Source organism: Micromonospora sp. C97 (genome assembly GCF_018070385.1).
Taxonomy (GTDB): domain Bacteria; phylum Actinomycetota; class Actinomycetes; order Mycobacteriales; family Micromonosporaceae; genus Micromonospora; species Micromonospora parva.
This window is the reverse complement of the sequence record NZ_JAGPXU010000007.1, coordinates 39,429-63,010: the sequence shown is the minus strand read 5'-3', so window position 1 is coordinate 63,010 and position 23,582 is coordinate 39,429. Positions and strand designations below refer to the sequence as shown.

Here is a 23,582-nt window from a genome sequence, read left to right as displayed (position 1 = left end):
ACGTGAACGGCTAGGAAAGCGAGACGCACGTGCTGCGCGAAGCGACGACGGACGACGTTCATCTGATGTTGTCCTGGCGTAATCAGGAAACCAATCGACAGGTCAGCAAGACCAGTCACGAGATCACCGCCGAGGAGCACGCCCGGTGGTGGTCGGCGGTCCGCGAAGACCCGTCCCGACGGGTGCTGGTGTACGTGCGCGACGACCGCCCCTGCGGCGTGGTCACCTTCTTCGACCTGCGGCTGGACGGCCCGCGTACCGGGGCGTGGGGGTTCTATCTCGACGCCGAGGGGCTGGCCGGGCGGGATGAGACGCTGCCCGCATGGCTGGGGGTCATGCGGGAGGCCGTCGAGTACGCCTTCGACGGCCTGCACCTGGACCGGCTCGACGGCGAGGTGCTCGGCCACAATACCGTCGTACGACAGATGAACCGGCGTTTCCGATTCGTCGAGGGCACCCCGAAACAGGAGCTGACCGACGGCCGGGAAATCACCGTCATCCCGATTTCCCTGGCTCGGGAGGATCGCCGCCAGCGCTGATTGTCGGACACTTTCGCGCAATGGACCGGAATCATTAACCGACAGTGCTTCCGGTGGACATCCGCCGTTCACGGACAGCGGTGTCCACCGGGGCCTGGCGGATCAGACCCGCCGCCACGCCGCCCAGTGCTGCTGCGGGTTGCCGCCGAGCCGGACGAAGCCGTACGCCGTGCCGTCCCAGTCGTCGGCCTGCCCGGGCGCCCAGCGGGCGAAGACCACCTGCGCCACGGCCGGCGGTCGCCCGTCGTCGAACCACCGCACGTCGGTCCAGGTCACCTGGTGGCTGAGGTTGAACCGGAGGATGTACTGCACACCGGTCGAGGCCCACACCCGCTCACCGGGGCGTACGCCGACGTCGGCCACCCGGGGCGTCGGCTGGGTGCGTTCGGCGGTCGGCCGCACGATCCGCTGGTCGATCACCTGCATCGTGACGAGGTTGGCCGCCACGAGGACGCCGAGGATCGGCAGCCGCAGGCGGGGCACCCGGACCGTGGCGACCAGCAGCACACAGCCGGCGATGCCGACCAGCGAACCGACCACCGGTCGCAGCTCCCGCCAGCCCCCGGTCAACGCCATCAGGTCCGGCGCGCTGAAACCGCCGTACCGCAACCGGTGGCCCTGGCTGGCCACATAGGCGAGTCGAGCGGCGACCAGCGCACCGCCACCGACCAGCAGCGCCACCGCGACGGCCGCCCGGCGCTGCACCACCCGCCACCCGGCGGTGAACAGCACCCCGAGGCCGACCAGCAGCCAGAACGGCGCCAGCATCTGCACGTAGCGGCCGTAGATGGCGTCCAACGGCTTGCCGGTGACTCCGGACAGGATGACCGACGCGCCACCGGCCACCCCGATGGTCACCACCAGCGCCACCCCCATCGTCCAACGGCCCGCGTCGCCGTGCCGGGGGCGCCACAGCTCGCGCACGGCACCGGCCCAGGCCACCCCGGCCATCCCGAACGTGATCACCACGAGGTACCAGAGCTGGGTGGTGACCGCCGCGCTCGTGCGGACCAGCCCCTGGGCGGAGGCGAGCGCCTCGAAGGTGCTGCCGTCGGGGGTGCTGCCGAGCAGGTAGACCCTGCCGCCGAGGTGGCGGATGGCGGCCTCGTTGACGAGCGCCATGGCGAGGACCGGCAGCAGCGCCGCGAGCACCACGGGTGGGCTGATCCGGCGGCGGACGAACAGCAGCAGCACCAGTCCGGCGTGCACGGCCACGATCACCAGGCCACGGGAGTGCAGCAGATGGAACCCACCGACCAGCAGGCCGACGGTGGCGGCGGCGACCGGGCCGGGTCGTGCGATCCAGCGGTGCACGGCGAGCAGCCAGGCCACCACGAGCGGTGCCAGCACCGCGTCGATCATGGCGACGCCCGCGTAGAAGGCGGTCGCCGGCAGGGTCGCCGCCGCGACCGCGCCGAGCAGCGCGTACGACCGGCGCAGCTGGAACAGTCGGCGACCGAACAGGTACGCCAACGGCAGCAGCGTCGAGTTCACCATCGCGTTGATCAGCTGGACGATCCGGTAGCTGTCGGTGAAATCCCGGTCCCCCAGGAACGCCGGCGAGATCAGCATCGGGTAGCCGACCCGACGCAGCAGATCGTTCTCGCTGCTGAAGCCGCCCGGTCCGCCGGCCAGCGCGCGGGCGGTGTTCAGGTAGCTGTCCTCGTCGGTGTGGGCGATCGGCAGCACGATGTGCCGGGACAACCACATCCGCCAGGCCACGCTGAGCACCCACCCGGCCAGCAGCACCAGCGGCACCAGCCACCGCCGGGCGGGCGAACCGCTGGGCGTCTCGGCCACCACCACCGGCCGGTCGATCACGTCACTACCGGGTGCCATCAACGCCTCCAGAATTGCCGGCCGGACCAGGCCCCGCGCCGGCCCGTCAGGCTCGTCGGCTGGCGTCGGTGCCGCACTGGCTGGCCCGCTCGCACCGAGCTGGTGTGGATGTCGGGTGAACGCGGGACCGGGTCGCGCGCACTGCCGCCGGTCGTTCGCGCGGCCACTGTAGCGGTCGGATCCGGCCAGGTCAGCCCACATCCGGGGCGGCCGGAAGTGTTCGCCTGCGCGGTGTCCGGCATTCACAGGAGCAGAGGTTGCGGTTCACCCGCGAGCGCCGGGGAGTTAACCCGCCATGGCTAGCGTGTCACCCCGGTCGGCTGGCCCAGGGCCGCTCGTTCATCCACGAACACGGGAGCACCACATTGAGTGAGTTGAATGGATCGTCCATTCTGATCACCGGGGGAACTGGTTCCTTCGGCAGGACGTTCCTCCGGCACATCCTCAACGAGGCCGACCCCGCCCGCGTGGTGGTGTTCTCCCGCGACGAGCTCAAGCAGTACGAGCTGCGCCAGCAACTCGGCGACGACCCGCGGCTGCGCTGGTTCATCGGCGACATCCGGGACCGGCACCGCCTCACCCGGGCCATGCACGGTGTGGACCACGTGGTGCACGCCGCCGCGCTCAAGCAGGTGGACACCGCCGAGTACAACCCCTCGGAGTACATCGCGACCAACATCACCGGCTCGCAGCACGTCGTCGACGCGGCGATCGAGGCCGGTGTCAAGAAGGTCATCGCGCTCTCCACCGACAAGGCGTCCAGCCCGATCAACCTGTACGGCGCGACGAAGCTGGTCGGCGACAAGCTCTTCGTCTCGGCCAACCACTACGCCGCCCAGCACCCCACCCGGTTCGCGGTGGTGCGCTACGGCAACGTGGTGGGCAGCCGCGGCTCGGTCGTCCCGCTGTTCCGTCGGCTGGCCGCCGAGGGCAAGAGCCTGCCGATCACCGACAAGCGGATGACCCGCTTCTGGATCACCCTCGACCAGGCCGTGCAGTTCGTCATGGACTCGTTCGACCAGATGCAGGGTGGCGAGCTGTTCGTGCCCCGGATCCCGAGCATGCGCATCCTCGACCTGGTCGAGGCCGTGGCCCCGGACGCCACCACGCACGAGATCGGAATCCGGCCGGGCGAGAAGCTGCACGAGGAGATGATCGCGCCCGACGACAGCCGGCGGACGCTGCGCGCCGAGGGGCGGTTCATCGTCCAGCCGACCATCGCCACCTGGGGTTACCAGGCACCGGTCGACTGCGACCCGGTGCCGGACGGCTTCGCCTACCAGTCGGACACCAACGACGAGTGGCTCACCGTCGAGCAGTTGCGCGACATGCTCGGCATCAACTGATGACGGGGATGCTCCCGTACGGCCGGCAGTCGATCAACGAGGACGACATCGCGGCGGTCGCCGACGTGCTGCGCGGCGACTGGCTCACCACCGGCCCGCAGGTCGACGCCTTCGAGGCCGACCTGGCCCGGTGGACCGGCGGGGTCGGCGTCGCCGCCGTCTCCAACGGCACCGCGGCATTGCACGTGGCGTACGCGGCAGCCGGGGTGGGACCGGGCGACGAGGTGGTCGTCCCGCCGATGACGTTCGTGGCGACGGCCAGCAGCGCCGCCGCCCTCGGCGCGAAGATCGTCTTCGCGGACGTCGAGGACGAGACGTTCTGCCTCGACCCGGCGGCGGCCGCCGCCGCTGTCACCTCCCGCACCACTGTCGTCGCGGCGGTCGACTACGCCGGCCACCCCGCCGACTACGACGCGTTGCGCACGTCGGTCAAGGGCAGTGACGCGCTGCTCCTCGCCGACGCGGCGCACTCGATCGGCGGCACGTACCGCGGCCGGCCGGTGGGTTCGCTCGCCGACCTGACCACGTTCTCGTTCTTCCCCACCAAGAACCTGACCACCGCCGAGGGTGGTGCCGTCGCCGCACTGGACCCGCAGGTCCTGAAGCGGGCCCGCCGGTTCCGTGGCGTCGGCGTGGTCCGCGAACGCGACGACCTGCGGTTCCCGGATGAGGGCGGCTGGCACCAGGAGGTCCACGAGTTCGGGCTGAACTACCGGCTGCCCGACGTGCTCTGCGCCCTGGGACGCAGTCAACTGCGTCGCCTCGGCGAGTTCACCGCCCGGCGCAGCGCTCTGGTCGCCCGCTACGACGAGGCACTGGCCGACCTGGACGGCGTCCTGCTGCCCACCCGCAAACCGTGGGCCGACCCGGCCTGGCACCTCTACCCGATCCGGGTGCTCGACGGTCGCCGCCGCGAGGTGTACGACCGGATGCGGGCCGCCGGCATCGGGGTCCAGGTCAACTACATCCCGGTGCACTGGCACCCGGCCTTCGCCGACCTGGGTTACCGACGTGGCTCCTGCCCGGTGGCCGAGTCGTTCTACTCCCAACAGCTGTCGCTGCCGCTCTACCCGGGGCTCAGCGACGCCGACCAGGACCGCGTCATCGACGCGCTGACCGCCGCGGTGCGGGTCGGCTCGGTGCGTACCGCCGCCTGATGGGAACCTGATGCACCACGCCAACCACTTCTACGGCCACGCGCACGTGCTGGCCCGCTACGCCGGCCTCGGCGACCGGCACCCACCCCGGATCAACGGGTACGTGCAGCACGGCTGGAACATCGGTGACGGTCTGGCCCCCGGGCACCCGTACGCCGAGCGCACCCCCAGCCTGCTCTGGTCGGAGCAGACCCGTCGCCGCGCCTGGTCGGTGGGGCGACGCAACGTGGTCGTCATCGGCGCGCCGTTCGTCTACCTGCTGGCCCTGCGACCCGAGGACCCACCGGCCGAAGAGCGCGAAGGCACCATCTGGTACCCGTTCCACGGCTGGGAGGGGCAGCACGTCAAGGGCGACCACCGCAAACTGATCGCCCTGATCCGGGACACCGAACCCGGCCCGGTGACGGTCTGCCTCTACTGGCACGAGTACCGCATGCGCAACGTGCGCCGGCTCTACGAACGCGCCGGATTCCGCGTGATCTGCCACGGCTACCGGGGGCACTGGTGGAAGGACACCGACCCGGACTTCCTCGACCGACAGCTCACCGAGCTGCGCCGGCACCGCCGGGTCGCCTCCAACCGGCTGACCAGCGCGATCTTCTACGGCATCGCGGCGGGATGTGAACCAGCCGTCTACGGCGACCCGATGATCCTGTCCAACGAGGACCCCACCTTCGGCGGCACCGCCCGGATCCGGCGGCAGTGGCCGCAGCTGCACGGCAGCACTGTCGACCTGCCCACCGCGGTCGAGATCGCCCGCGCCGAGCTGGGCACCGACCACCGCTGCACGCCGGCCGAACTGCGCGAGCTGCTCGGCTGGGCGAACCTCCAGGAGGAAGAGGAAGACCGTGACGACTGAGACGGCACCCGCCGGCCGGATCACCCTGCCGGGCGGCGAGATGCTGGCCTGGTCCGACCTGCCGCAGGAACGGCTGGCCGACGGCGGGCCGCTCGCCGCGCTGGCCGCCCGGCTGGTGCCGCCCGGCGCCCGGGTCCTGGTGGCCGGTCCACACGACCCGGCGCTGCTCGACCAGCTCGCCCACGCCGAGGTGACCTGCCTGCTGCGCAGCCACCCGGACGCGGTGGCGCTGGCGCACCGGGCGGCCCGCCTGGTGGTGGGCGGCCCGGCCGGGCTGCCCGAGGACGAGACGTACGACGTGGTGATCGCGGCCGCCGGACTGGACCCGGTGGAGTCGGTGGAGGGCACCCAGCTCGGCTGGGACGGCGTGCTGGCCCGACTGGTCACCGTGCTGCGACCCGGTGGCGCGTTGCTGCTGCGCCTGGACAACCCACTGGGCCTGCACCGGTTGGTCGACACCACCCCCTGGTACGCCCGCCGCGACGATGCCGCCTGGGCGATCGGCGGCGTGCTGGACCGCGCCCGCCCGGCCAACCGGGACCAGCTGCGCGAGCGGCTCAGCGTGGCGGGGCTGATGCCGGCCACGTGCTGGGCCGCGTACCCCGATGTCAGCACCCCGACGGCCCTGCTGGACGCCGACCACCTCGACCGGGACGCCGGCTCCGGTCTGTTCGACGCGGTGCTGCACGGTGCCTGCGCCGGGGGTTTCACCAGCGCCACGGTGCTCCAGGACCCGGCCCGGCTGGCGGTGGACGCGTTGCACGCAGGGCGCGCCGCCGACCTCGCGCCGGGTTGGCTGACCCTCGCCCACCGCCCCGCCGACCCGGAGGACCCGAGCACACCGACCGCCGACCGGGACCTGCCGGTGGCGCTCGTGCAGACCGGCCGTCCCGGGATCGGCGTGCTCGAGGTGCTGCACGGCCCCTCCGGTTGGCGCTGGGGACTCATCCCCACCAGCGACCCGAGGACCCCGGCCGGCGCACCGTTCGCCGGCGGGAAGGCCGCCTACCGGGACGCGGACGCGCTGTCCGGGCCGGTGCCGTCCGGCCGGCTGCTGCGTACCGTGCTGCTCGACGCGGCAGTGCGCCGCGACCTGGGCACGGTGCGCGCGTTGCTGCGGGGGTACGCGGGCTGGCTCACCGACCAGGCCGACGCCGACGGCCGGATCGCCGGCGCGGCGGCGCTGGCCGGCACCGACAACGTCGTGTTCGACGGCGAGCGGTACGCGGTGCTCGACCCCAGCTGGCGGGTCACCGCCGCGCTCCCCGCCGACGTGGTGCTCGCCCGCGCGCTGTGGCGCTTCGCCACGGGCCTGCTCACCGGCGGGTACGCCCATCCGTGGCCGTCCACCCTCGACGTGGCGGGCCTGACCGTTGTGCTCGGCGGCCTCGCCGGCCACGACCTCGACCGGGCGACAGTCAGCGAGGCGGTCGAGGCCGAGGCGGCCATCGCCGCGGCCCTGCACGGGCTGGACGCCGCAGGCACTGCCGACCTCGCCACCGAGCTGCACGCCGTCGCCCCGACCGACCCACCCATCGGCGGGCACAGCTACCAGCAGCTGCGTGAGGCGTGGCTGCGCCAGCGCGAGGAACTCACCCGGTTGGCCGCGTTGACCGCGTGGACCGAGGAACTGCTCACCTCACGGGAACGGGCGCTGCGCCGGGCCGAGACCACGATCAGCCTGCTCAGCGGGTCGATCAGCTACCGGGTGGGTCGGCTCGCCATCACCCCGGCCCGGCTGGCCAAGCGGGGCGCCCGCGCCGCCAAACGCCGGGCCACCGCGGTGCTCGCCCCCAAGCAGGAGGAGCAGCAGTGACCGGCCTACCGCCGCCCGGCACCGGCACGCGGCCACGGATCGTCGGCATCGTCCAGGCGCGCATGGGTTCGTCCCGGCTGCCCGGCAAGGTGCTCCGCCCGCTCGCCGGACGGTCCGTACTGGGCCGGGTGGTCCGCGCCGCCCAGGACAGCGGTGTCCTCGCCGACCTGGTGGTCGCCACCAGCACCGACACTGTCGACGACGCGGTGGCCGACGAGTGCGCGCGGCTGGACGTGCCGTGCCACCGCGGGCCGGTCGACGACGTGCTGGACCGGTTCGTGGGCGCCCTCGCGGCGCACCCGGGGGACGCCGTCATGCGGTTCACCGCCGACTGCCCGCTGCTCGACCCGGAGATCATCAACCTGGTCGCGTCGGTGTACCGGGCGGTCCCCGGGCTGGACTACGCGAGCACGTCGATCGCCCGGACCCTGCCCCGTGGGCTGGACGTCGAGATCATCCGAGCGGAGACGCTCCGCACCCTGGGCCGGCTCGCCACCGACCACCACCGGGTGCACGTCACCTCGTACGCGTACACCCACCCGGAGCTGTTCCGGGTGCTCGGGGTGACGCTCACCCCGGACCGCTCCGCACTGCGGCTGACCCTCGACACCGAGCAGGACTGGGCGCTGGTCAGCGCGATCATCGACCACTTCGGGGACGTCAGCGTGCCGCTGGCCAAGCTCACCGACTGGCTCGACGGTCAGCCCCGGCTGCGCGCGCTCAACGCCGACGTCCGACAGAAGCAACTGGAGGAGTCCTGAGCACCGTGCGGGTCGGGTTGCGCTGCGACGCCGGCCCCCGGCGCGGTGTCGGCCATCTCGTCCGCTGCCTGGCGCTCGCCGAGGAGTTCCTCGCCCGGGGCGCCGACGTCACGGTGTTCGGCACCGTCGAACGGCTCGACTGGGCCACCGCGGAGCTGGCCGCGCGGGGCATCCCGCTGCTCCCCGGCCCGGACTCGGCGGCCGATCTGGTCGAGGCGGCCCGCCGACACGAACTGGACGTGCTGGTCCTCGACTCCTACGACCTGGACCCGGCCGGCGCGGGCGCGCTGCGCGCCGCCGGTGTGTACACGGTCGCCATCATCGACGGCGACAGCCGGGGCCAGGTCGCCGATCTCTACCTCGACCAGAACTTCGGCGCGGAGCTGCCGGGGCTGCCGGGCCGGCTGCTCGCCGGCAGCGGGTACGCCCTGCTGCGCGACAGCGTGATCAACGCCCGGCCGCCGGTCGCCCCGCCCGCCACGGCGGTCAGTCGCCCCCGGGTGCTGGCCTTCTTCGGCGGCACCGACGCGGTGGGCGCCGCCCCGGTGCTGACCCGGGTGCTGGTGGCCGCCGGGCATCCGATGGACCTCACGGTCATCGTCGGGCGACCCGAGATCGAAGCGGAGATCGAGGACGTCACCCCCGGGCGGGGGCAGATCATCCGACCGGTCCCGCCCACCACCTCGCTGCCGGCCCTGATCACCGGTGCCGACCTGGTGGTCAGCGCCGCCGGCACGTCCACCTGGGAACTCTGCTGCCTGGGCGCCCCCAGCGCCCTGGTCTGCGTGGTCGACAACCAACGTGAGTCGTACACCCGGGTGGTGCGGCACGGCCTGGCCGCCGGCCTCGGCGAACTGCCGGAGCTGACCGCCGGCGGTGTCGCCGGACGCGCCGCCCGCGCCGCGGCGGCGCGGACCCTGCATGGGCTGCTCAGCTCGCCGCAGCGGCGGGCGACGCTCACCGCGCGCGCCTGGTCCACGGTCGACGGGCAGGGCCGGGCCCGGGTCGTGGACGCGGTGTTCGACGCGGTGCGTGTCGCCGTGCCGCGCTGACCGCTCCACCGCCACCATTCGCACGGGTGTACGAAACTGCTGCTAGGGTGGCTGCATGACGCAGGCCGCCTACCAGCCGTCGATGCTCGACCTGGCCGACGCCGGGCCCACACTGGGACCACTGCCCGGCCAGATCCGCCGACACCAGCTCAGCCGGGGCGCCTGGGTCGACCACCTCCCCGGCTGGGTGCGCGGCTCCGACTCGGTCCTCGACACCCTGCTCACCGAGGTGCCCTGGCGGGCCGAGCGGCGCACCATGTATGACGCCGAGGTCGACGTGCCCCGGCTGCTCTGCTGGTACGACGGCGCACGGCAACTCCCCCACCCCGTGCTCACCGCCGCGCGGGCCGCGCTGACCAGCCACTACGCGCCAGAGTTGGGCGAGCCCTTCGTCACCGCCGGCATGTGCCTCTACCGCTCCGGGCGCGACAGCGTGGCCTGGCACGGCGACACCATCGGCCGTTCCGCGCACAGCGACACCATCGTCGCGATCGTCTCCTTCGGAGCGCCCCGACCGCTGCTGCTCCGCCCACGCGGCGGCGGTGAGAGCCTCCGCTTCCCGGTGGGCCACGGCGACCTGATCGTCATGGGCGGCTCGTGTCAACGCACCTGGGAGCACGCCATCCCCAAGACCACCCGCCCGGTGGGCCCTCGCGTGAGCGTTCAGTTCCGCCCCCACAACGTCGCCTGACCTTGGCCCTCGGGCGGCAGCCGCCCCACCGCCGCGACGGCGATGAGGCCGGGGGAACCGCAAGGTAGGTCCGGACACCCCCCGCGTCCGGACCTACCTTGCGAGTCGCTGGTCGGCAGGTGCGTCGCAGCCGGCTGATGGGCGGATCAGCAGGCGTACGACTTCGCCCAGCGGTAGTCGGCCTTGGCCTGCATGTCGTGTCCCCAGAACGCCCCGTAGTAGCAGAGCGCCCGCCACGTCTGCGGGCCGACGTATCCGTCGACGGCGATGCCCGCCGCACGCTGGATCTTGATGATCGCGGCCTGCGTCTGGGAGCCGAAGCGACCGTCCCGGGCGACCGGACCCGCCTCGGACCGCGCCGCGTTGGTGATCGAGAGGACGTTCGCGATGCCCTGAATGGCCTTGACGCAGTTGCCGGTTCCGCCGTAGCCGTAGCTGTACTGGCGGCACGGGGCCGTGGCGGCGGAGGCCGGACCTGCTGTCACGACCATTGCTGTGAATGCCAGTGCGACGGCCGTCAGTAGCGCGGCAATCCTGGATTTCATTGAGTGTGATCCAATCTGATGTTCAGGTCGTCGGGATGATGACGAGGGGTCAAACCGGCCACATCGGCCCTCAGGCGGCCGGCCACGCGGTCCCACCCCGGGCACGACGAGACGAGTCGACCGGGGGCAAGGGGTGGACGCTCGTGGATGGGGCGGTGCGGACGGTAGAACGGTACGGTGGGCCCCGTACAACCGCCGCACAACTGGCGTACAGACATCCGCTCGCCCGCGTTGTCCGGGTGTTGTAAACGTGGCAGCACATGGCAGTGCCCACAGGTGAGGTGCCTGGTTGCGTTTCGAACTCCTCGGCCCGTTCCGGGTGTACCACGACGGCCGGTCGGTTCCACTGGGCTCGGTGAAGCAGCGTCTCCTGCTGGCGACCCTGTTGCTGCGCCCGAATGAGGTCGTCGGCACCGACGAGTTGACAGCGATGCTGTGGGGCGACGACGAGCCGCCGTCGGCCGCCGCGAACCTGCGCACCTACGTACGCGGACTACGGCGGTCACTGGGCGGTGGGGCGACCTGGGATGGGATAACCGCCGCGGCCGGCGGCTACCTGCTGCGGGTGGGCCCCGGCGAACGGGACCTGGACCTGTTCGACGCCGCCGCGGCGCGGGGTCGTGAGGCGCTCGCCGCTGCCGACCTGGACCGGGCCGAGGCCGAACTCTCCGACGCGCTACGCCTGTGGCGTGGTGCACCACTGTCCGACCTGCCACTGCGCCCACGGCTGGCGCGGCGGGTGGCGCAACTGGAGGAGCGTCGGCTGCTCGTCGAGGAGGACCACGCCGAGGCGATGCTGGCCCTCGGCGCGTCGGCCGACGTCGTGCACCGGTTACGCGGCCTGCTCGACAGGCACCCGCTGCGACAGCGGGCGTGGGGCCAACTGATGGTGGGCCTGTACCGCATCGGAGACGTGGCCGGCGCGCTGGACGCCTACCGGCAGGCCCGACAGAAACTGGCCGAGGAGACCGGCCTCGATCCCGCACCCGAGCTCGTCGCACTGTACGACGACATCCTGCATCACCGCCCGGGACTGACGGCGCAACCACCGACGGGGCCGGACCGGCCGGCGTCGGGCACGGCGGTGGGGCCGCTCCATCAACGTCCCGAGCAACTGCCACGTGCGGTGCCGGAGTTCGTCGGACGCAGCGTCGAGTTGGCGAGCCTCGACAGGCTGCTGAGCGGCGGGGCCGAGTTGCCCACGAGCGTGACCATCTCTGTGGTGTCCGGCATGGCCGGAGTCGGCAAGACCACCCTGGCGTTGCACTGGGCGCACCGGGTGGCCGACCGTTTCCCGGACGGCCAGCTCTATGTGAACCTTCGCGGCTACGACGAAGTCGGCCTGGTGTCCCCGGCCGACGCCCTGTCCGGCTTCCTCGAAGCGCTCGGCGTGCCCCACGCGCGGATACCCTCCGACACGGAGGCGCGGACTGGTCTCTACCGCAGCCTGCTGGCCTCCCGTCGGATGCTCCTGGTGCTCGACAACGCTCGCGACTCCGCCCAGGTGCGCGCCCTGCTGCCCGGCGCGGGCCGCTGCATGGTCGTGGTAACCAGCCGTGACCGACTCGGCGGCCTGGTCGCCAGCGAGTGCGCCACGCCGTTGACACTGGACGTGCTCACGGCGGAGGAGTCGATGAGCCTGCTGGCCAGACGTCTCGGGGACAACCGGCTAGCCTCCGCGTCGGGGGCCGTGGCCGACATCATCGAGGCCGCAGGCCGGCTTCCGCTGGCACTGTCGATCGTCGCGGCGCGTGCCGCGACCCATCCCACGTTTCCGCTCAGCGCGATCGCCGCCGAACTGCACTCGGCCGAGGCACGGCTGGACGCGCTGGCCGACGGCGACGTCCGGCGCGTCTTCTCGTGGTCGTTCCTGGCCCTCGGTGCGGACGCGGCCCGGCTGTTCACCCTGCTGGGGCTGCATCCGGGCCCCGACCTGACCGCCGCCGCGGCCTCGGCGCTCGCCGGCGTGCCGGCCACCGCCGTCACACCGATCCTGCGGGAACTGACCCGGCTCCACCTGCTGACGGAACACACGCCCGGCCGGTTCGCCTTCCACGACCTCCTGCGCGCCTACGCTGCCGAACTCGCGCAGTCGTCGGAACGCGGCGACGAACACGTCGCAGCCCGACAGCGCCTGTACGACCACTACCTGCACGCCGCCTACCCGGCCGCCCTGCTGTTGCAGCCGCAGTGGCCCCCAATCGAGCCGGTGGCCCCGCTTCCCGTACCCGCCAGGCGGCCGGTGACCGATCACGACGGCGCACTCGCCTGGTTCACGGCGGAGCATCGGGTGCTGGTCCGGGTGGTCCGACAGGCCGCCCAGAACGGCTTCGAAGCGTACGCCTGGCAGATCGCGTGGGCGCTGACCACCTTCTCGGCGCCGCGCGGCCTCTGGCAGGACCAACTCGCCATCCAGAGTGTCGCGCTGACGGCCGCGGAGAAGATCGACGACCTCGCCGGACAGGCCGTCGCCAACCGGCTGCTCTCCCGCGCACTGATCCGACTGGGCGACCGCACCACGGCCGAGCACCGGCTCAAGCGCGCGCTTGAGCTGCACGAACGGCTCGGCGACCCGATCGGCCAGGCCCAGACGCTGCACAACTACTGCGAACTCTGCTACCTGGACGGCCGGCTCGACGAGGCGCTCACACACGGTCGCGAGGCGCTGCGGCTCTACCGGCTCGTCGGCAACCACGCGGGCGAAGCCCGGACCCTGAACGCGATCGGTTGGCTGCTCGCCACCACCGGCGATTACGTCCAGGCCATCGCCAGCTGCAGCGAGGCCCTCGACCAGCAACGCCGGACCGACGACCGCAACGGTCAGGCCGCGACGCTGGACAGCCTCGGGTTCGCCTACGACCGCCTCGGTGAACGCGACCGCGCGGTCGACTGCTACGAGCAGGCGATCCACCTCTTTCGCGCCTCCGCGGACCGGTACCACGAGGCGGAAACCCTCATCCGGCTCGGGGACACCCGGGAAGGGATGGGCGACCGGAACGCCGCCGCTGCCGCTTGGCGCCTGGCCGCGCGGATCTACGAGGACGTGCGCGACCCCGCAGCCGAGGAGGTCCGCCGCCGCCTCGAACGTCTCGCCTTGTGCTAGAGGAGGCCGGCTAACTTGCAGAGGACCAGGGAGCCGGCTACCGCGACGTTGAGGCTGTGGCCGTGGCCGACCATCGGGATCTCCACCGCCGCCGACAACAGAGGGCCCCACCATAGCGCTCTTCCGGAGACCGCGCTCCCCATGATCGTGCTCGATCCAGGATCGAGTGGCATCACCGCGTCGGTGATGCCACTACTTCCAGGATCGAGCACGATCTTCGGCGGACCTGGCACGCTCGGGCGACGCCTCAGGTGGGTGGGTCAGTCGCGCTCGATCAGGTGACCCACCACCGTCGGGCCGAGCATCACCGCGAAGCCGCTGCCGTCGCGCCGAGGATCCGCCGCGGGCAGCTCCACCGGGTCGCCGGTGCCGGTCGCGCCGACCGGTCGCGGGCCCACCCAGGCAACGGCCACGTCCGTCTCACCCTTGAGGAAGCGGTGCGCGCGCACGCCGCCGGTCGCCCGACCCTTCGCCGGGTACGCCTTGAACGGCGTCACCTTCACCGTCGCGCCGGTGGAGGTCACCACCATCGGATCGCCATGCCCCGGGTCGTCGGTGCGCACCGCGCCGAAGAACACCACCCGCGCGCCGGCCGGCAGGTTGATGCCAGCCATACCACCGCCCTTGAGGCCCTGCGGGCGGACCAACCCGGCGGGGAAGCGCAGCAGCGACGCCTCCGAGGTGACGAACGTCAACGTCTCGGCGCCGTCGGTCAGCCAGGTCGCACCGACCACCTCGTCACCGTCGCGCAGACCGATCACCTCGAACTCGTCGGAGCGCACCGGCCACTCCGGCGCGCAGATCTTCACCGCGCCCTGCCGGGTGCCCAACGCCAGCCCCGGGGAGCCATCCGCCTGCCCGCCGAGCGGCGCCAGGCCGACGACGGTCTCCCCCGCCGCCAACGGCACCAGCTCGGCCGCCGACATACCACCCCGCAGTGACACCGTGCCCGCCTGCTCGGGCAGCACCGGCAGCGGCAGGACGTCGACCTTGAACGCCCGACCGGCGCTGGTCAACAGCAGCACCCGGCCCCGGGCGGTGGAATGCACGATGGCGCGTACCGTGTCGTGCTTGACCCGGCCGTTGCGGCGACGCCCCTCGGCGCTCTCCTCCGACTCGGCAGCGGTCCGGGCGACCAGCCCGGTCGCCGAGAGGATCACCTGGCACGGATCGTCGGCGACCTCCAGCGGGCCGGCCGGCGCGGACGCGGCCAGCACCTCCTTCAGGTCACCGTCGACGAGCGTCGTCCGACGGTCGGTGCCGAACTGCTTGACCACTGACGCCAACTCGTCGGAGACCACCTTGCGGAGCACCCGCTCGTCGTCGAGGATCTTGCTCAGCTCGGCGATCTCGCCGCGCAGCCGTTCCTGCTCGGCCTCCAGCTCGATCCGGTCGAACTTGGTCAGCCGACGCAGCGGGGTGTCCAGAATGTACGTGGCCTGGATGTCGGAGAGGCCGAACCGGCTCATCAGCCCGTCCTTCGCGGCCTGCGCGTCGTCGCTGCCCCGGATCAGCCGGACCACCTCGTCGATGTCCAGCAGCGCGATCAGCAGACCGTCGACCAGGTGCAGCCGCTCCTGACGCTTGCGGCGGCGGTACGAGGTGCGTCGGGTGACCACCTCGTAGCGGTGCGACAGGAAGACCTCCAGCAGCGCCTTGAGACCCAGCGTGCGCGGCTGCCCGTCGACCAGGACCAGGTTGTTGACGCCGAACGACTGCTCCAGCGGGGTCAGCCGGTAGAGGTCGGCGAGCAGCGCCTGCGGGTTGACGCCGACCTTGCACTCGACGACGAGCCGGGTGCCGCTCTCCCGGTCGGTGAGGTCCTTGACGTCGGCGATGCCGGTCAGCCGCTTGGTCTTGGTGACCTCGTTGGTGATCGCGGCGATGACCTTCTCCGCGCCGACGCCGTAGGGCAGCTCGACCACGGTGATCGCCTGGCGGCCCCGGCTGCCCTCGATCGGGCCGATCTCCACCTTGCCGCGCATCCGCACCACGCCGCGCCCGGTCTCGTACGCCCGGCGCACCTCGTCCAGGCCCAGCAGCACCCCGCCGGTGGGCAGGTCGGGGCCAGGGACGAACTCCATGAGTTTGTCCAGAGTGGCGTCCGGGTGGTTGATCAGCCAGCGGGCGGCGGAGACGACCTCCGCCAGGTTGTGCGGGATCATGTTGGTGGCCATCCCGACCGCGATCCCGGACGCGCCGTTGACCAGCAGGTTGGGAAAGGCCGCCGGCAGCACCGTCGGCTGGGTCAGCGACCCGTCGTAGTTGGGCTCGACGTCGACGGTGTCCTCGCCCAGCTCACCGACGAGCAGCATGGCCTCGCGGGACATCCGCGCTTCGGTGTACCGCGATGCTGCCGGGCCGTCGTCAGGGCTGCCGAAGTTGCCGTGCCCGTCGATGAGCGGCACGTTGAGCGAGAAGTCCTGGGCGAGGCGCACCATGGCGTCGTAGATCGCCGTGTCGCCGTGCGGATGGTACTTACCCATCGCATCCCCGACAATTCGGGCGGACTTCACGTGCCCACGGTCGGGGCGGTAACCCTGCTCGTACATCGACCAGAGGATGCGCCGGTGCACGGGCTTGAGGCCGTCGCGGGCGTCGGGCAGGGCGCGGGAGTGGATGACCGAGAACGCGTACTCCAGGTAGGAGTCGGAAACCTCGGTGACCAGCGGATTGTCGAAGACCCGCGCGCCGGCCTGGTCGAACGAGGAGAGGTCGACCTTGTTTTCCTTACGGCGTGCCATGACTCAGCTTTCCACTAGAGCGAGACGGATGCTCACGCGTCGATCGCTTCCCGGTCGACCCGGTCGGCGGAGTCGATCAGCCAGTTGCGGCGCGGCTCGACCTTCTCGCCCATCAGCAGTTCGAGGATGCGTTCGGCGGCCTCGACGTCGTCCAGGGTGATCCGGCGGACGGCACGGGTGGCCGGGTTCATCGTGGTGTCCCACAGCTCGTCGGCGTCCATCTCACCGAGACCCTTGAACCGTGGGATGGGGGTGACGATCTGCTTGCCGGCCTTCTCCAGCTTGCGGACCGTCGTCTCCATCTCGGCCTGGGTGTAGGTGTAGACGGTCTGCGGGTTGCGCCCCTTGGTGGTGATCTTGTGCAGGGGCGGCATCGCGGCGTAGAGCCGACCGGCCTCGATCAGCGGCCGCATGTACCGGGCGAACAGGGTGATCAGCAGCGTCCGGATGTGGGCGCCGTCCACGTCGGCGTCGGCCATGATCAGCACACGGCCGTAACGCAGCGCCGAGAGGTCGAAGGTGCGCCCCGAGCCGGCGCCGAGCACCTGCACGATGGCCGCGCACTCGGCATTGTCCAGAACCTGCTGGAGGTTGGCCTTCTGCACGTTGAGGATCTTGCCGCGGATCGGCAGCAGCGCCTGGTATTCCGAGGAGCGGGCCATCCGGCTCGTTCCCAGGGCGCTGTCACCCTCGACGATGAACAACTCGCTGCGGTCGATGCCGGTGGCCCGGCAGTCGACCAGCTTCGGCGGCATGGACGCGCCCTCCAGGGCGGTCTTGCGCCGGGCGGCGTCCTTCTGCTGTTTCTGGGTGAGCCGCACCCGGGCGGCGTCGACGATCTTCTGCAGGACGGTGCGCGCCTCGGCCTTGGTGCGCCGGTCCTCCAGCCAGGCCTTGACGTGCGCGTCGACCAGGGACTGGAGCACCTTGGTGATGCCGGTGGTGGAGAGCTCGTCCTTGGTCTGGGAGGTGAACTGCGGCTCGGGGATCCGCACGTGCACCACGGCCGTCATCCCCTCCAGGACGTCGTCCAGGGTGGGTGGCTCCTCCTTGGCCTTGAGCAGACCGCGGGTGTTGCGGATCGCGTCGGCGAGCGCGCGGACCAGGGCCCGCTCGAAGCCCTTGCGGTGGGTGCCGCCGTGCGCGTTACGGATGGTGTTGGTGAAACACTCGACGGTGCGCTCGTAACCGGTGCCCCACCGGAACGCCACCTCGACCTCGGCCCGCCGCTGCACGTTGGACTGCATGACGCCGTTGGCGTCGGCGGCGTTCTCCCGGTAGGTGCCCTCACCGTTGACCAGCAGGATGCCGGAGACCGGCCGGTCGCCGGCCGGGGCGAGGAACTCCACCATGTCGCTGAGCCCGTTGGGGTAGTGGAACCGCTCCTCGGCGGGCGCCTCACCGGTCAGGTCGCGCAGCAGGTAGGTCACGCCGGGGACCAGGAACGCGGTGTTGCGCAGCTTCATCCGGACGGCGTCGACGTCGAGCGCCGCACCGGTCTCGAAGTAGCGGGCGTCGTGCCACCAGCGGATCGAGGTGCCGGTGCGCTGGCCGCGCTTCATGGCGCCGGTCACCTGCAGGCCGGGGCCGGCGGTGAACGGGGCGTCCGGCCCGTCGCCGTCGAAGATGCCCGGGACGCCGTGCCGGAACGACATCGTGTGGATCTTGCCGGCGCGGCGGACGGTCACGTCGAAGCGGCGGGACAGCGCGTTGACCGCCGACGCGCCGACGCCGTGCAGACCGCCGGAGGTCTTGTAGCCGGAGCCGCCGAACTTGCCGCCCGCGTGCAGCCGGGTCAGCACCAGCTCGACGCCGGAGATGCCGGACTTGGCGTGCACGTCGGTGGGGATGCCCCGGCCGTCGTCGTCGACCTGCACGGAGCCGTCGGGGTGCAGGATCACCTCGACGTGGCTGGCGTGGCCGGCGACTCCCTCGTCGGTGGAGTTGTCGAGGATCTCGTTGACGAGGTGACCCACGCCACGGCTGTCGGTGGAACCGATGTACATGCCGGGCCGCTTGCGGACAGCGTCCAGCCCCTCAAGGTGGGTGAGGTCATCGGCCCCGTACAGGGTGTCAGGCTCTGCGGTCAACTGGTCGTACTCCCCGGTCTCGGCGGTGTGCTGCCGGTCACCGGCGACATCAGCCGGCGTGGCGCGCCGCAGCGAGCCTAGCCCGAGGCTAGGACAAGTGTCGGAGGCCCTGTGCGACCCGCCGCGCGGGTCCCTCGGGACGTGAGCCAACGAACAGCCGCCGGGTGATCATGGGGCCACGCAGAGACAGCGCCGCCGGTACGCTCAGCCGTGATCGCGGCCAATGTGCGCGCGGGGTGCGCGCCGGTCCGGGTCGAGGAGATCGGGAGGCGATTGCGGTGACCGAGACGTTTCGCGACGCCCTACGGCGCTCCCTTGGCACCCGGGCCCGGCGGTGGCTGCTGGTGGGCACCCTGGTGGCGGGGCTGCTGGCCGCCGTGGCGCTGGTCGCGGCGGTGGCTCCGGCCGACCGGACCTTCGCCGAACTCTCGGGCACCGTCCAGAGCCTGATGTCGGTGGCGACCCCGCTCTTCGGCATCCTGCTGGTCAGCGACCTGCGCCGGGCGCCGGTGCGCCCGGCGATCCTGCCCACCGTGCTCGCGGTGGGGCTGCCGGCGGTCGTCATCGGCGTCATCGGCGTGCTGATCTGCGCCGCGACGCTCGCCCTCACCACGGCCGAGGTCGCCGACGAGCCGTGGCGGAACGCCTGGACGGTAGCGGTGGGCAGTGTGCTGGTGCAGTTCGTCGCCGGGCTGGTGGGCACCGGGCTGGGCCTGTTGGTGCGCTCGGCGGCGGTGGCGTTCCTGGCCACCATCGTCCTGCCGCTGGGGCTGTTCGCGCTGCTGGGCGGGGTGGAGGCCGCGCAGCCGTGGCTCACCCCGTTCGGCAGCGTGCGCAACCTGCTCTCGGGAGAGATGACGGCGCTGCGGTGGGTGCAGTGGCTGTGCGTACTCCTGATCTGGGGTGTCGGTCTGAACGTCGCCGGCGCGGCGGTGCTGAACCGCGGCGGCCGGGTCGCCCGGTAGCGCCGCGCGCCACCACCCACCACCGCACGCCGACCTCGACGCGGTACCGCGTCCTGCCTACGCGCGCGTGTCTTTCATCGAACGAATCTGTTACGGGCCATTGACGTCCGTCGTGCAGGGGTGATCTGATCGCGCCCTCAGAGAATCTTTCATCTTTCGATGGATGGGGGCCCCATGCCCAGGTTCCGGCGTACCGCGCTCGCCGCGGGACTCACGATCGCCATGGCCGCGTTGTCGACCGCCGTCGCGCTGCCCGCACCCGCGTCCGCCGCGCTGCCCACCGCCGCGGTGGCGCTCGGAGACAGCTTCATCAGTGGCGAGGGCGCCGGGGCGTACACCCCGGTGGTCGACGTCAACGGCGCCAGCCAGGGCTTCCCCGGCTGGACGGCGGCGAACAACAACGCGTTCTTCTGCCACCGCTCGGCGAACGCCTCGCTCCACCAGGCCAACCTGCCGGGCATCCAGAACCGGTTCAACCTGGCCTGCTCCGGCGGCCAGCCGCACGACATCGCCAACGCCTCCCAGGCGCGGGCCAACGGTCGTACCGTGGCCTCGCAGCTGAGCCAGCTGCGCGCCGTCGCGCAGACCCAGGACATCGACCTGGTGCTGATCGGACTCGGTTCCAACAACAGCTCGTTCACCTTCGGCAGCGTCGCGGAGAAGTGCGCCAACCGGTTCATCGCCGACGCCTGGACCGGCTGGTGGGAGTTCTGGGCGTACCTGAACGGCCCGGTGGAGCAGAAGCCGTGCAGCGACGCCGACCTGGCCACCGCCGCGCAGCTCAGCGCCGCGACCGCGGAGACCACGGCGGCCGTACGCCAGATCCTCACCACCCTCGACCAGGTGGACGCGGACGGTCAGCACCGGGTGGTGTTCCAGGACTACACGAACCCGCTGCCGCTGGACCTGAACCAGACGTTCCACGAGGAGGACGGCCGGGACGACACCCGGGACAAGTTCCGTGACCTCGGCGCCGAGCGGTACGCGGGCGGGTGCCCGATCCACCGGGCCAGCCTGGCGCCGGGGCACCGCTTCTCCCAGGGCCTGGGCAGCATCGTGAAGTCCACCAGGGACACCCTCGCTGCCGAGTTCCCGGCCGACGACCTGGTGTACCTGAACGTGCAGCAGGCCTTCAACGGTGCCCGGCTCTGCGAGCAGACCGGCAGCCCGACCGGCGCGCTGGCCACTCCGATCCGGCTTCAGGACGGCGCGACCGGCACCTTCGTCACCAGCCTCGCCGGCAAGGACAAGATCGCCATCCAGCGGATCGCGAACACCTGCGTCAGCTACTTCCAGACCTGCCAGGAGTCGTGGCACCCGAACGCCACCGGGCACCAGGTGCTCGGCCAGTGCCTGAGCGGCGCGGCCTCCACCAGCGCCCGCTCGGTGGCCTGCGTGCGCGCCAGCAACGGGGCCATCTCGGTCTCCTGAGCGCAGCGTCGGTCGGAGGGCTCCGCCAGGTGGCGGGGCCCTCCATCGCGTGCGGCGTCAGCTGCGCCCCGGTCGTCGACGGCCTGCTGCTACCCGCCGGTAACGTCAGGGCCGTAGGCTGGGCCGGTGAACGGGGATCTGGAGTACGCGCAGGAGTTCGTCGACGTCGACGGTGGCCGGCTGGGTGTGCAGGTCTATCCGGAACCGTCCGGAGTGACCGGCGCGCCGGTGGTGGTGATCTGGCCCGCGATGGGCGTCCGGGCCCGCTACTACCGGCCCTTCGCCGCCGCGCTGCGCACCGCGGGGCTGGCCGTGGTCGTGGCCGACCTGCGCGGCACCGGGGCGAGCACGCCCGCGCCGAGTCGGGCGGACCGGCACGGTTACGCCGAACTGGCCGACGACGTCGGCGCCGTCCTGGCCGCCCTCAAGCCGCGGCTGGACGGGCGCACCCGAGTGCTTCTCGGGCACTCACTCGGCGGGCAGGCCGCGCTGCTGCACCTCGCCCTGCACGGCGGCGGCGAGGTGGACGGCTTGGCGCTGGTAGCTGTCGGCATCCCGCACTGGCGGAGCTACCCGGGCCGGCGCGGCCTCGGCGTGCTGCCCTACACCCAGGGCATCGCCGCCACGGCGGCGCTGCTCGGCTTCTGGCCGGGCTGGGGCTTCGGTGGCCGGCAGGCGCGCGGCGTGATCCGCGACTGGGCGTACACCGCGCGGACCGGTCGGTTCCCCCGGCTCAACGGTACGGACGCCGAGGCCGCGGTCCGCGCGGTACGGACACCGGTGCTGGCCGTCAGCGTCGACGACGACCAGTACACGCCGCACCAGACCATGGACCACCTCTGCGCGAAGCTCGGCGACGCGCCGGTGACCCGGGAACGGTACACAGTGGCGCAGGCCGGAGCGCCGTTGGACCACTTCACCTGGGTCCGCGCGGGCGTTCCGCTGGCGCGGCGGATCGCCGCCTTCGCCACCGACCTGCCGCCCCGCTGAGCCGTACCGGCCCGTCGGGGGCGGGTCGGCTCACTCGTCCTGGTCCAGCGGCACCAGCTCACCGTCCCGCTCGACCTGGATCTCGGCGTGCTCCTTGCGGGGCGCGACCTCGGCGGTGTTCCGGTTCGGGTCGTTGTCGGGGTGCATGAGCACCGCGTCTGTTTTGGGGGTCTTCTCCCGGCTCTCGTCCGGCTGCGACATCGCGTTCCCCTCTCGTCGGCGTCGCTGGAGGATCTACCCGCCACCGGGCGAACGACTCCTGCCCGGACGAGGCCGACGCACCGACGCCACGGATGTCCCGTAGTTGCCCGCCACGGCGCGGATCGGCCCTGGCGGGCCGGGGTTAGCCGCCCGAGCGGCGGGTAAGCCGCACCGCCCGACACGGCGGAAGGGGATCACATGTCCGAACGGCACACCGCACTGCGTTCGATGCACGATCTGGGCCTGGCGGCCTGGTTTGGCGGCTCCCTCATGGGTGCCTTCGGTGTCAACGGCGCAGCGGCGAAAATCAGCGACTCGACCCAGCGGCTCCCGGTCGCGTCGGCCGGATGGTCCAAGTGGACGCCGGTCAACGCGGCGGCGATCGGCGCCCACCTGGCCGGCGCCGTCGGCGAACTGGTGACCGAGAGCCCACGGGTGGCGGCCCAGTCCGGCGTCGGCCGGGCCAGCGCCATCAAGACCGCGCTGACCATCGGCGCGCTCGCGGTCACCGGCTACAGCCGGTTGGTCGGCATGCGGCTGGAGAAGGCCGGCGGCCCGTCGGTGAGCGGTGCCACCGAGCCGAACCACCAGACCCCGGCCAGTGTGGCTTCGTCGCAACGGCAGATGAAGCTGCTCCAGTGGGCCATTCCGGCGCTGACCGGGACGCTGGTCGTGGTCACCGCGTACATGGGTGAGCAGCAGAAGCCAGGCCAGGTGTTCCGCGGGATGCTCGGTCGCGCGGGTGGGATGAAGGGCGCGTCCAAGAGCATGATCAAGATGGCGGGAATGAGCAACGGCAAGCGGCCGATGGCGATGGCCGGACGCTGAAGCGTCGGGCCGGCCGGCGTCCCCCCCCCACCACCACGGCGGGGCGCCGGCCGGCCCCGCGCGCGTACCGGAGCGACGACGAATCCCGCGCGACGACGAGTCGGCGCCCGTGCGGCGGCGTGCCGGTGACCTGTCGGGCGGCGAGGGCGGGCGGGCAGACCGGCCCGAGGACGGCACATCGTCCGCCGGTGGCGGCGGACCGACGAGCGGGGTGGCCATGACGGCGCACAAGGGACGCAGCGGCGACAACGACCGGCTGGAGCCGGAGGCGACCAACCCGTGGGGCACCGGCGACGGTTTCGACGCCGACGCGCCCTGGGGCACCGACGACGACTCACCGATGGACGAGGGCAGCGAGGAGACAGCGGTGCCCGAGGGCCGGCGCGGCGAGCGGCGGGCGGGTGCCCCGGCGGGTCGGACGGACCCGGCGGGACGACACGGTTTCGGTCCGGTCGAGCCGACGCGTACGCCGATGGCCGGGCCGGGCGCCCCACCCGATCCCGCGCCCAGTGGCCGGACCTTCCCCGACGACGCGGAGATCGGCGAGTCGACCCAGGACGCGCTGCGCAGCCGGGGACGGCGGTCCTGAGCGGACCCGCACCCCGGCCGGCCGGCAGGTGCGCCG

Annotated in this window: 19 protein-coding genes; 14 read left to right on the top strand and 5 right to left on the bottom strand. The window is 72.1% G+C overall.

Annotation, left to right across the window (positions count from 1 at the left end; translation table 11 throughout):
* Positions 1 to 29 precede the first annotated feature (29 nt).
* Positions 30 to 539 (top strand): peptide chain release factor 2, encoded by a 510-nt coding sequence (locus KBX26_RS12725; RefSeq protein WP_030335847.1) that lies wholly within the window; start codon positions 30 to 32, stop codon positions 537 to 539.
* A 102-nt stretch (positions 540 to 641) separates the two neighbouring features.
* Here KBX26_RS12725 and KBX26_RS12720 read toward each other — a convergent pair whose 3' ends face one another.
* On the bottom strand, positions 642 to 2,378 hold the full coding sequence (locus KBX26_RS12720) for a hypothetical protein (protein ID WP_210865487.1): 1,737 nt from the start codon (positions 2,376 to 2,378) through the stop codon (positions 642 to 644).
* A 365-nt stretch (positions 2,379 to 2,743) separates the two neighbouring features.
* Here KBX26_RS12720 and pseB point away from each other — a divergent pair, with 365 nt between their 5' ends.
* The 7 genes from pseB to KBX26_RS12685 are packed head-to-tail and all read left to right on the top strand — an operon-like array spanning position 2,744 to position 10,060.
* Positions 2,744 to 3,724: a UDP-N-acetylglucosamine 4,6-dehydratase (inverting) gene (gene pseB / locus KBX26_RS12715; RefSeq protein ID WP_030335851.1), complete on the top strand. Its 981-nt coding sequence runs from the start codon at positions 2,744 to 2,746 to the stop codon at positions 3,722 to 3,724.
* Positions 3,724 to 4,881: a DegT/DnrJ/EryC1/StrS aminotransferase family protein gene (locus KBX26_RS12710; protein ID WP_030335853.1), complete on the top strand. Its 1,158-nt coding sequence runs from the start codon at positions 3,724 to 3,726 to the stop codon at positions 4,879 to 4,881. Before pseB ends, KBX26_RS12710 begins: the two co-directional genes overlap by 1 nt.
* A gap of 10 nt (positions 4,882 to 4,891) precedes the next feature.
* A complete protein-coding gene (locus KBX26_RS12705; RefSeq protein WP_210859779.1) occupies positions 4,892 to 5,740 on the top strand; it encodes a hypothetical protein in 849 nt (282 codons plus the stop codon).
* A complete protein-coding gene (locus tag KBX26_RS12700; protein ID WP_210865486.1) occupies positions 5,730 to 7,556 on the top strand; it encodes a class I SAM-dependent methyltransferase in 1,827 nt (608 codons plus the stop codon). Before KBX26_RS12705 ends, KBX26_RS12700 begins: the two co-directional genes overlap by 11 nt.
* The gene (locus KBX26_RS12695; protein WP_307857804.1) at positions 7,553 to 8,317 is read left to right on the top strand and encodes a glycosyltransferase family protein; all 765 of its coding nucleotides are present in this window, start codon (positions 7,553 to 7,555) and stop codon (positions 8,315 to 8,317) included. Before KBX26_RS12700 ends, KBX26_RS12695 begins: the two co-directional genes overlap by 4 nt.
* A complete protein-coding gene (locus KBX26_RS12690) occupies positions 8,314 to 9,369 on the top strand; it encodes a PseG/SpsG family protein (protein WP_210865556.1) in 1,056 nt (351 codons plus the stop codon). The genes KBX26_RS12695 and KBX26_RS12690 overlap by 4 nt, the downstream gene beginning before the upstream one ends.
* A gap of 55 nt (positions 9,370 to 9,424) precedes the next feature.
* On the top strand, positions 9,425 to 10,060 hold the full coding sequence (locus KBX26_RS12685; protein WP_030335857.1) for an alpha-ketoglutarate-dependent dioxygenase AlkB: 636 nt from the start codon (positions 9,425 to 9,427) through the stop codon (positions 10,058 to 10,060).
* A gap of 146 nt (positions 10,061 to 10,206) precedes the next feature.
* On the opposite strand, the gene KBX26_RS12680 is transcribed toward KBX26_RS12685, so the two are convergent.
* On the bottom strand, positions 10,207 to 10,545 hold the full coding sequence (locus KBX26_RS12680; RefSeq protein ID WP_245233726.1) for a peptidoglycan-binding protein: 339 nt from the start codon (positions 10,543 to 10,545) through the stop codon (positions 10,207 to 10,209).
* Positions 10,546 to 10,894: 349 nt separating this feature from the next.
* Between KBX26_RS12680 and KBX26_RS12675 the strand changes: the two genes are divergently transcribed.
* Positions 10,895 to 13,708: a BTAD domain-containing putative transcriptional regulator gene (locus KBX26_RS12675; protein ID WP_030335858.1), complete on the top strand. Its 2,814-nt coding sequence runs from the start codon at positions 10,895 to 10,897 to the stop codon at positions 13,706 to 13,708.
* A gap of 260 nt (positions 13,709 to 13,968) precedes the next feature.
* On the opposite strand, the gene KBX26_RS12670 is transcribed toward KBX26_RS12675, so the two are convergent.
* Both KBX26_RS12670 and KBX26_RS12665 read right to left on the bottom strand, forming a co-directional pair.
* The gene (locus KBX26_RS12670) at positions 13,969 to 16,452 is read right to left on the bottom strand and encodes a DNA topoisomerase (ATP-hydrolyzing) subunit A (protein ID WP_030335860.1); all 2,484 of its coding nucleotides are present in this window, start codon (positions 16,450 to 16,452) and stop codon (positions 13,969 to 13,971) included.
* Between the two features lie 32 nt (positions 16,453 to 16,484).
* Positions 16,485 to 18,542 (bottom strand): type IIA DNA topoisomerase subunit B, encoded by a 2,058-nt coding sequence (locus tag KBX26_RS12665; protein WP_030335863.1) that lies wholly within the window; start codon positions 18,540 to 18,542, stop codon positions 16,485 to 16,487.
* A 278-nt stretch (positions 18,543 to 18,820) separates the two neighbouring features.
* Here KBX26_RS12665 and KBX26_RS12660 point away from each other — a divergent pair, with 278 nt between their 5' ends.
* The 3 genes from KBX26_RS12660 (at position 18,821) to KBX26_RS12650 (ending at position 21,928) form a co-directional block, all read left to right on the top strand.
* Positions 18,821 to 19,507 carry a hypothetical protein gene (locus KBX26_RS12660; RefSeq protein WP_030335864.1) on the top strand — a complete coding sequence of 229 codons (687 nt, stop codon included), beginning with the start codon at positions 18,821 to 18,823 and terminating at the stop codon, positions 19,505 to 19,507.
* 174 nt (positions 19,508 to 19,681) lie between these two features.
* On the top strand, positions 19,682 to 20,938 hold the full coding sequence (locus tag KBX26_RS12655) for a hypothetical protein (protein ID WP_030335866.1): 1,257 nt from the start codon (positions 19,682 to 19,684) through the stop codon (positions 20,936 to 20,938).
* A 126-nt stretch (positions 20,939 to 21,064) separates the two neighbouring features.
* The gene (locus KBX26_RS12650) at positions 21,065 to 21,928 is read left to right on the top strand and encodes an alpha/beta fold hydrolase (RefSeq protein WP_210865485.1); all 864 of its coding nucleotides are present in this window, start codon (positions 21,065 to 21,067) and stop codon (positions 21,926 to 21,928) included.
* Between the two features lie 30 nt (positions 21,929 to 21,958).
* Here the strand turns inward: KBX26_RS12650 and KBX26_RS12645 are convergent, their stop codons facing one another.
* Complete coding sequence (locus KBX26_RS12645; protein ID WP_210857745.1) at positions 21,959 to 22,129, bottom strand: hypothetical protein; 171 nt, start codon at positions 22,127 to 22,129, stop codon at positions 21,959 to 21,961.
* 198 nt (positions 22,130 to 22,327) lie between these two features.
* Between KBX26_RS12645 and KBX26_RS12640 the strand changes: the two genes are divergently transcribed.
* On the top strand, positions 22,328 to 22,957 hold the full coding sequence (locus KBX26_RS12640) for a hypothetical protein (protein ID WP_210857746.1): 630 nt from the start codon (positions 22,328 to 22,330) through the stop codon (positions 22,955 to 22,957).
* A 217-nt stretch (positions 22,958 to 23,174) separates the two neighbouring features.
* On the top strand, positions 23,175 to 23,546 hold the full coding sequence (locus tag KBX26_RS12635) for a hypothetical protein (protein ID WP_210865484.1): 372 nt from the start codon (positions 23,175 to 23,177) through the stop codon (positions 23,544 to 23,546).
* Positions 23,547 to 23,582: the final 36 nt, after the last annotated feature.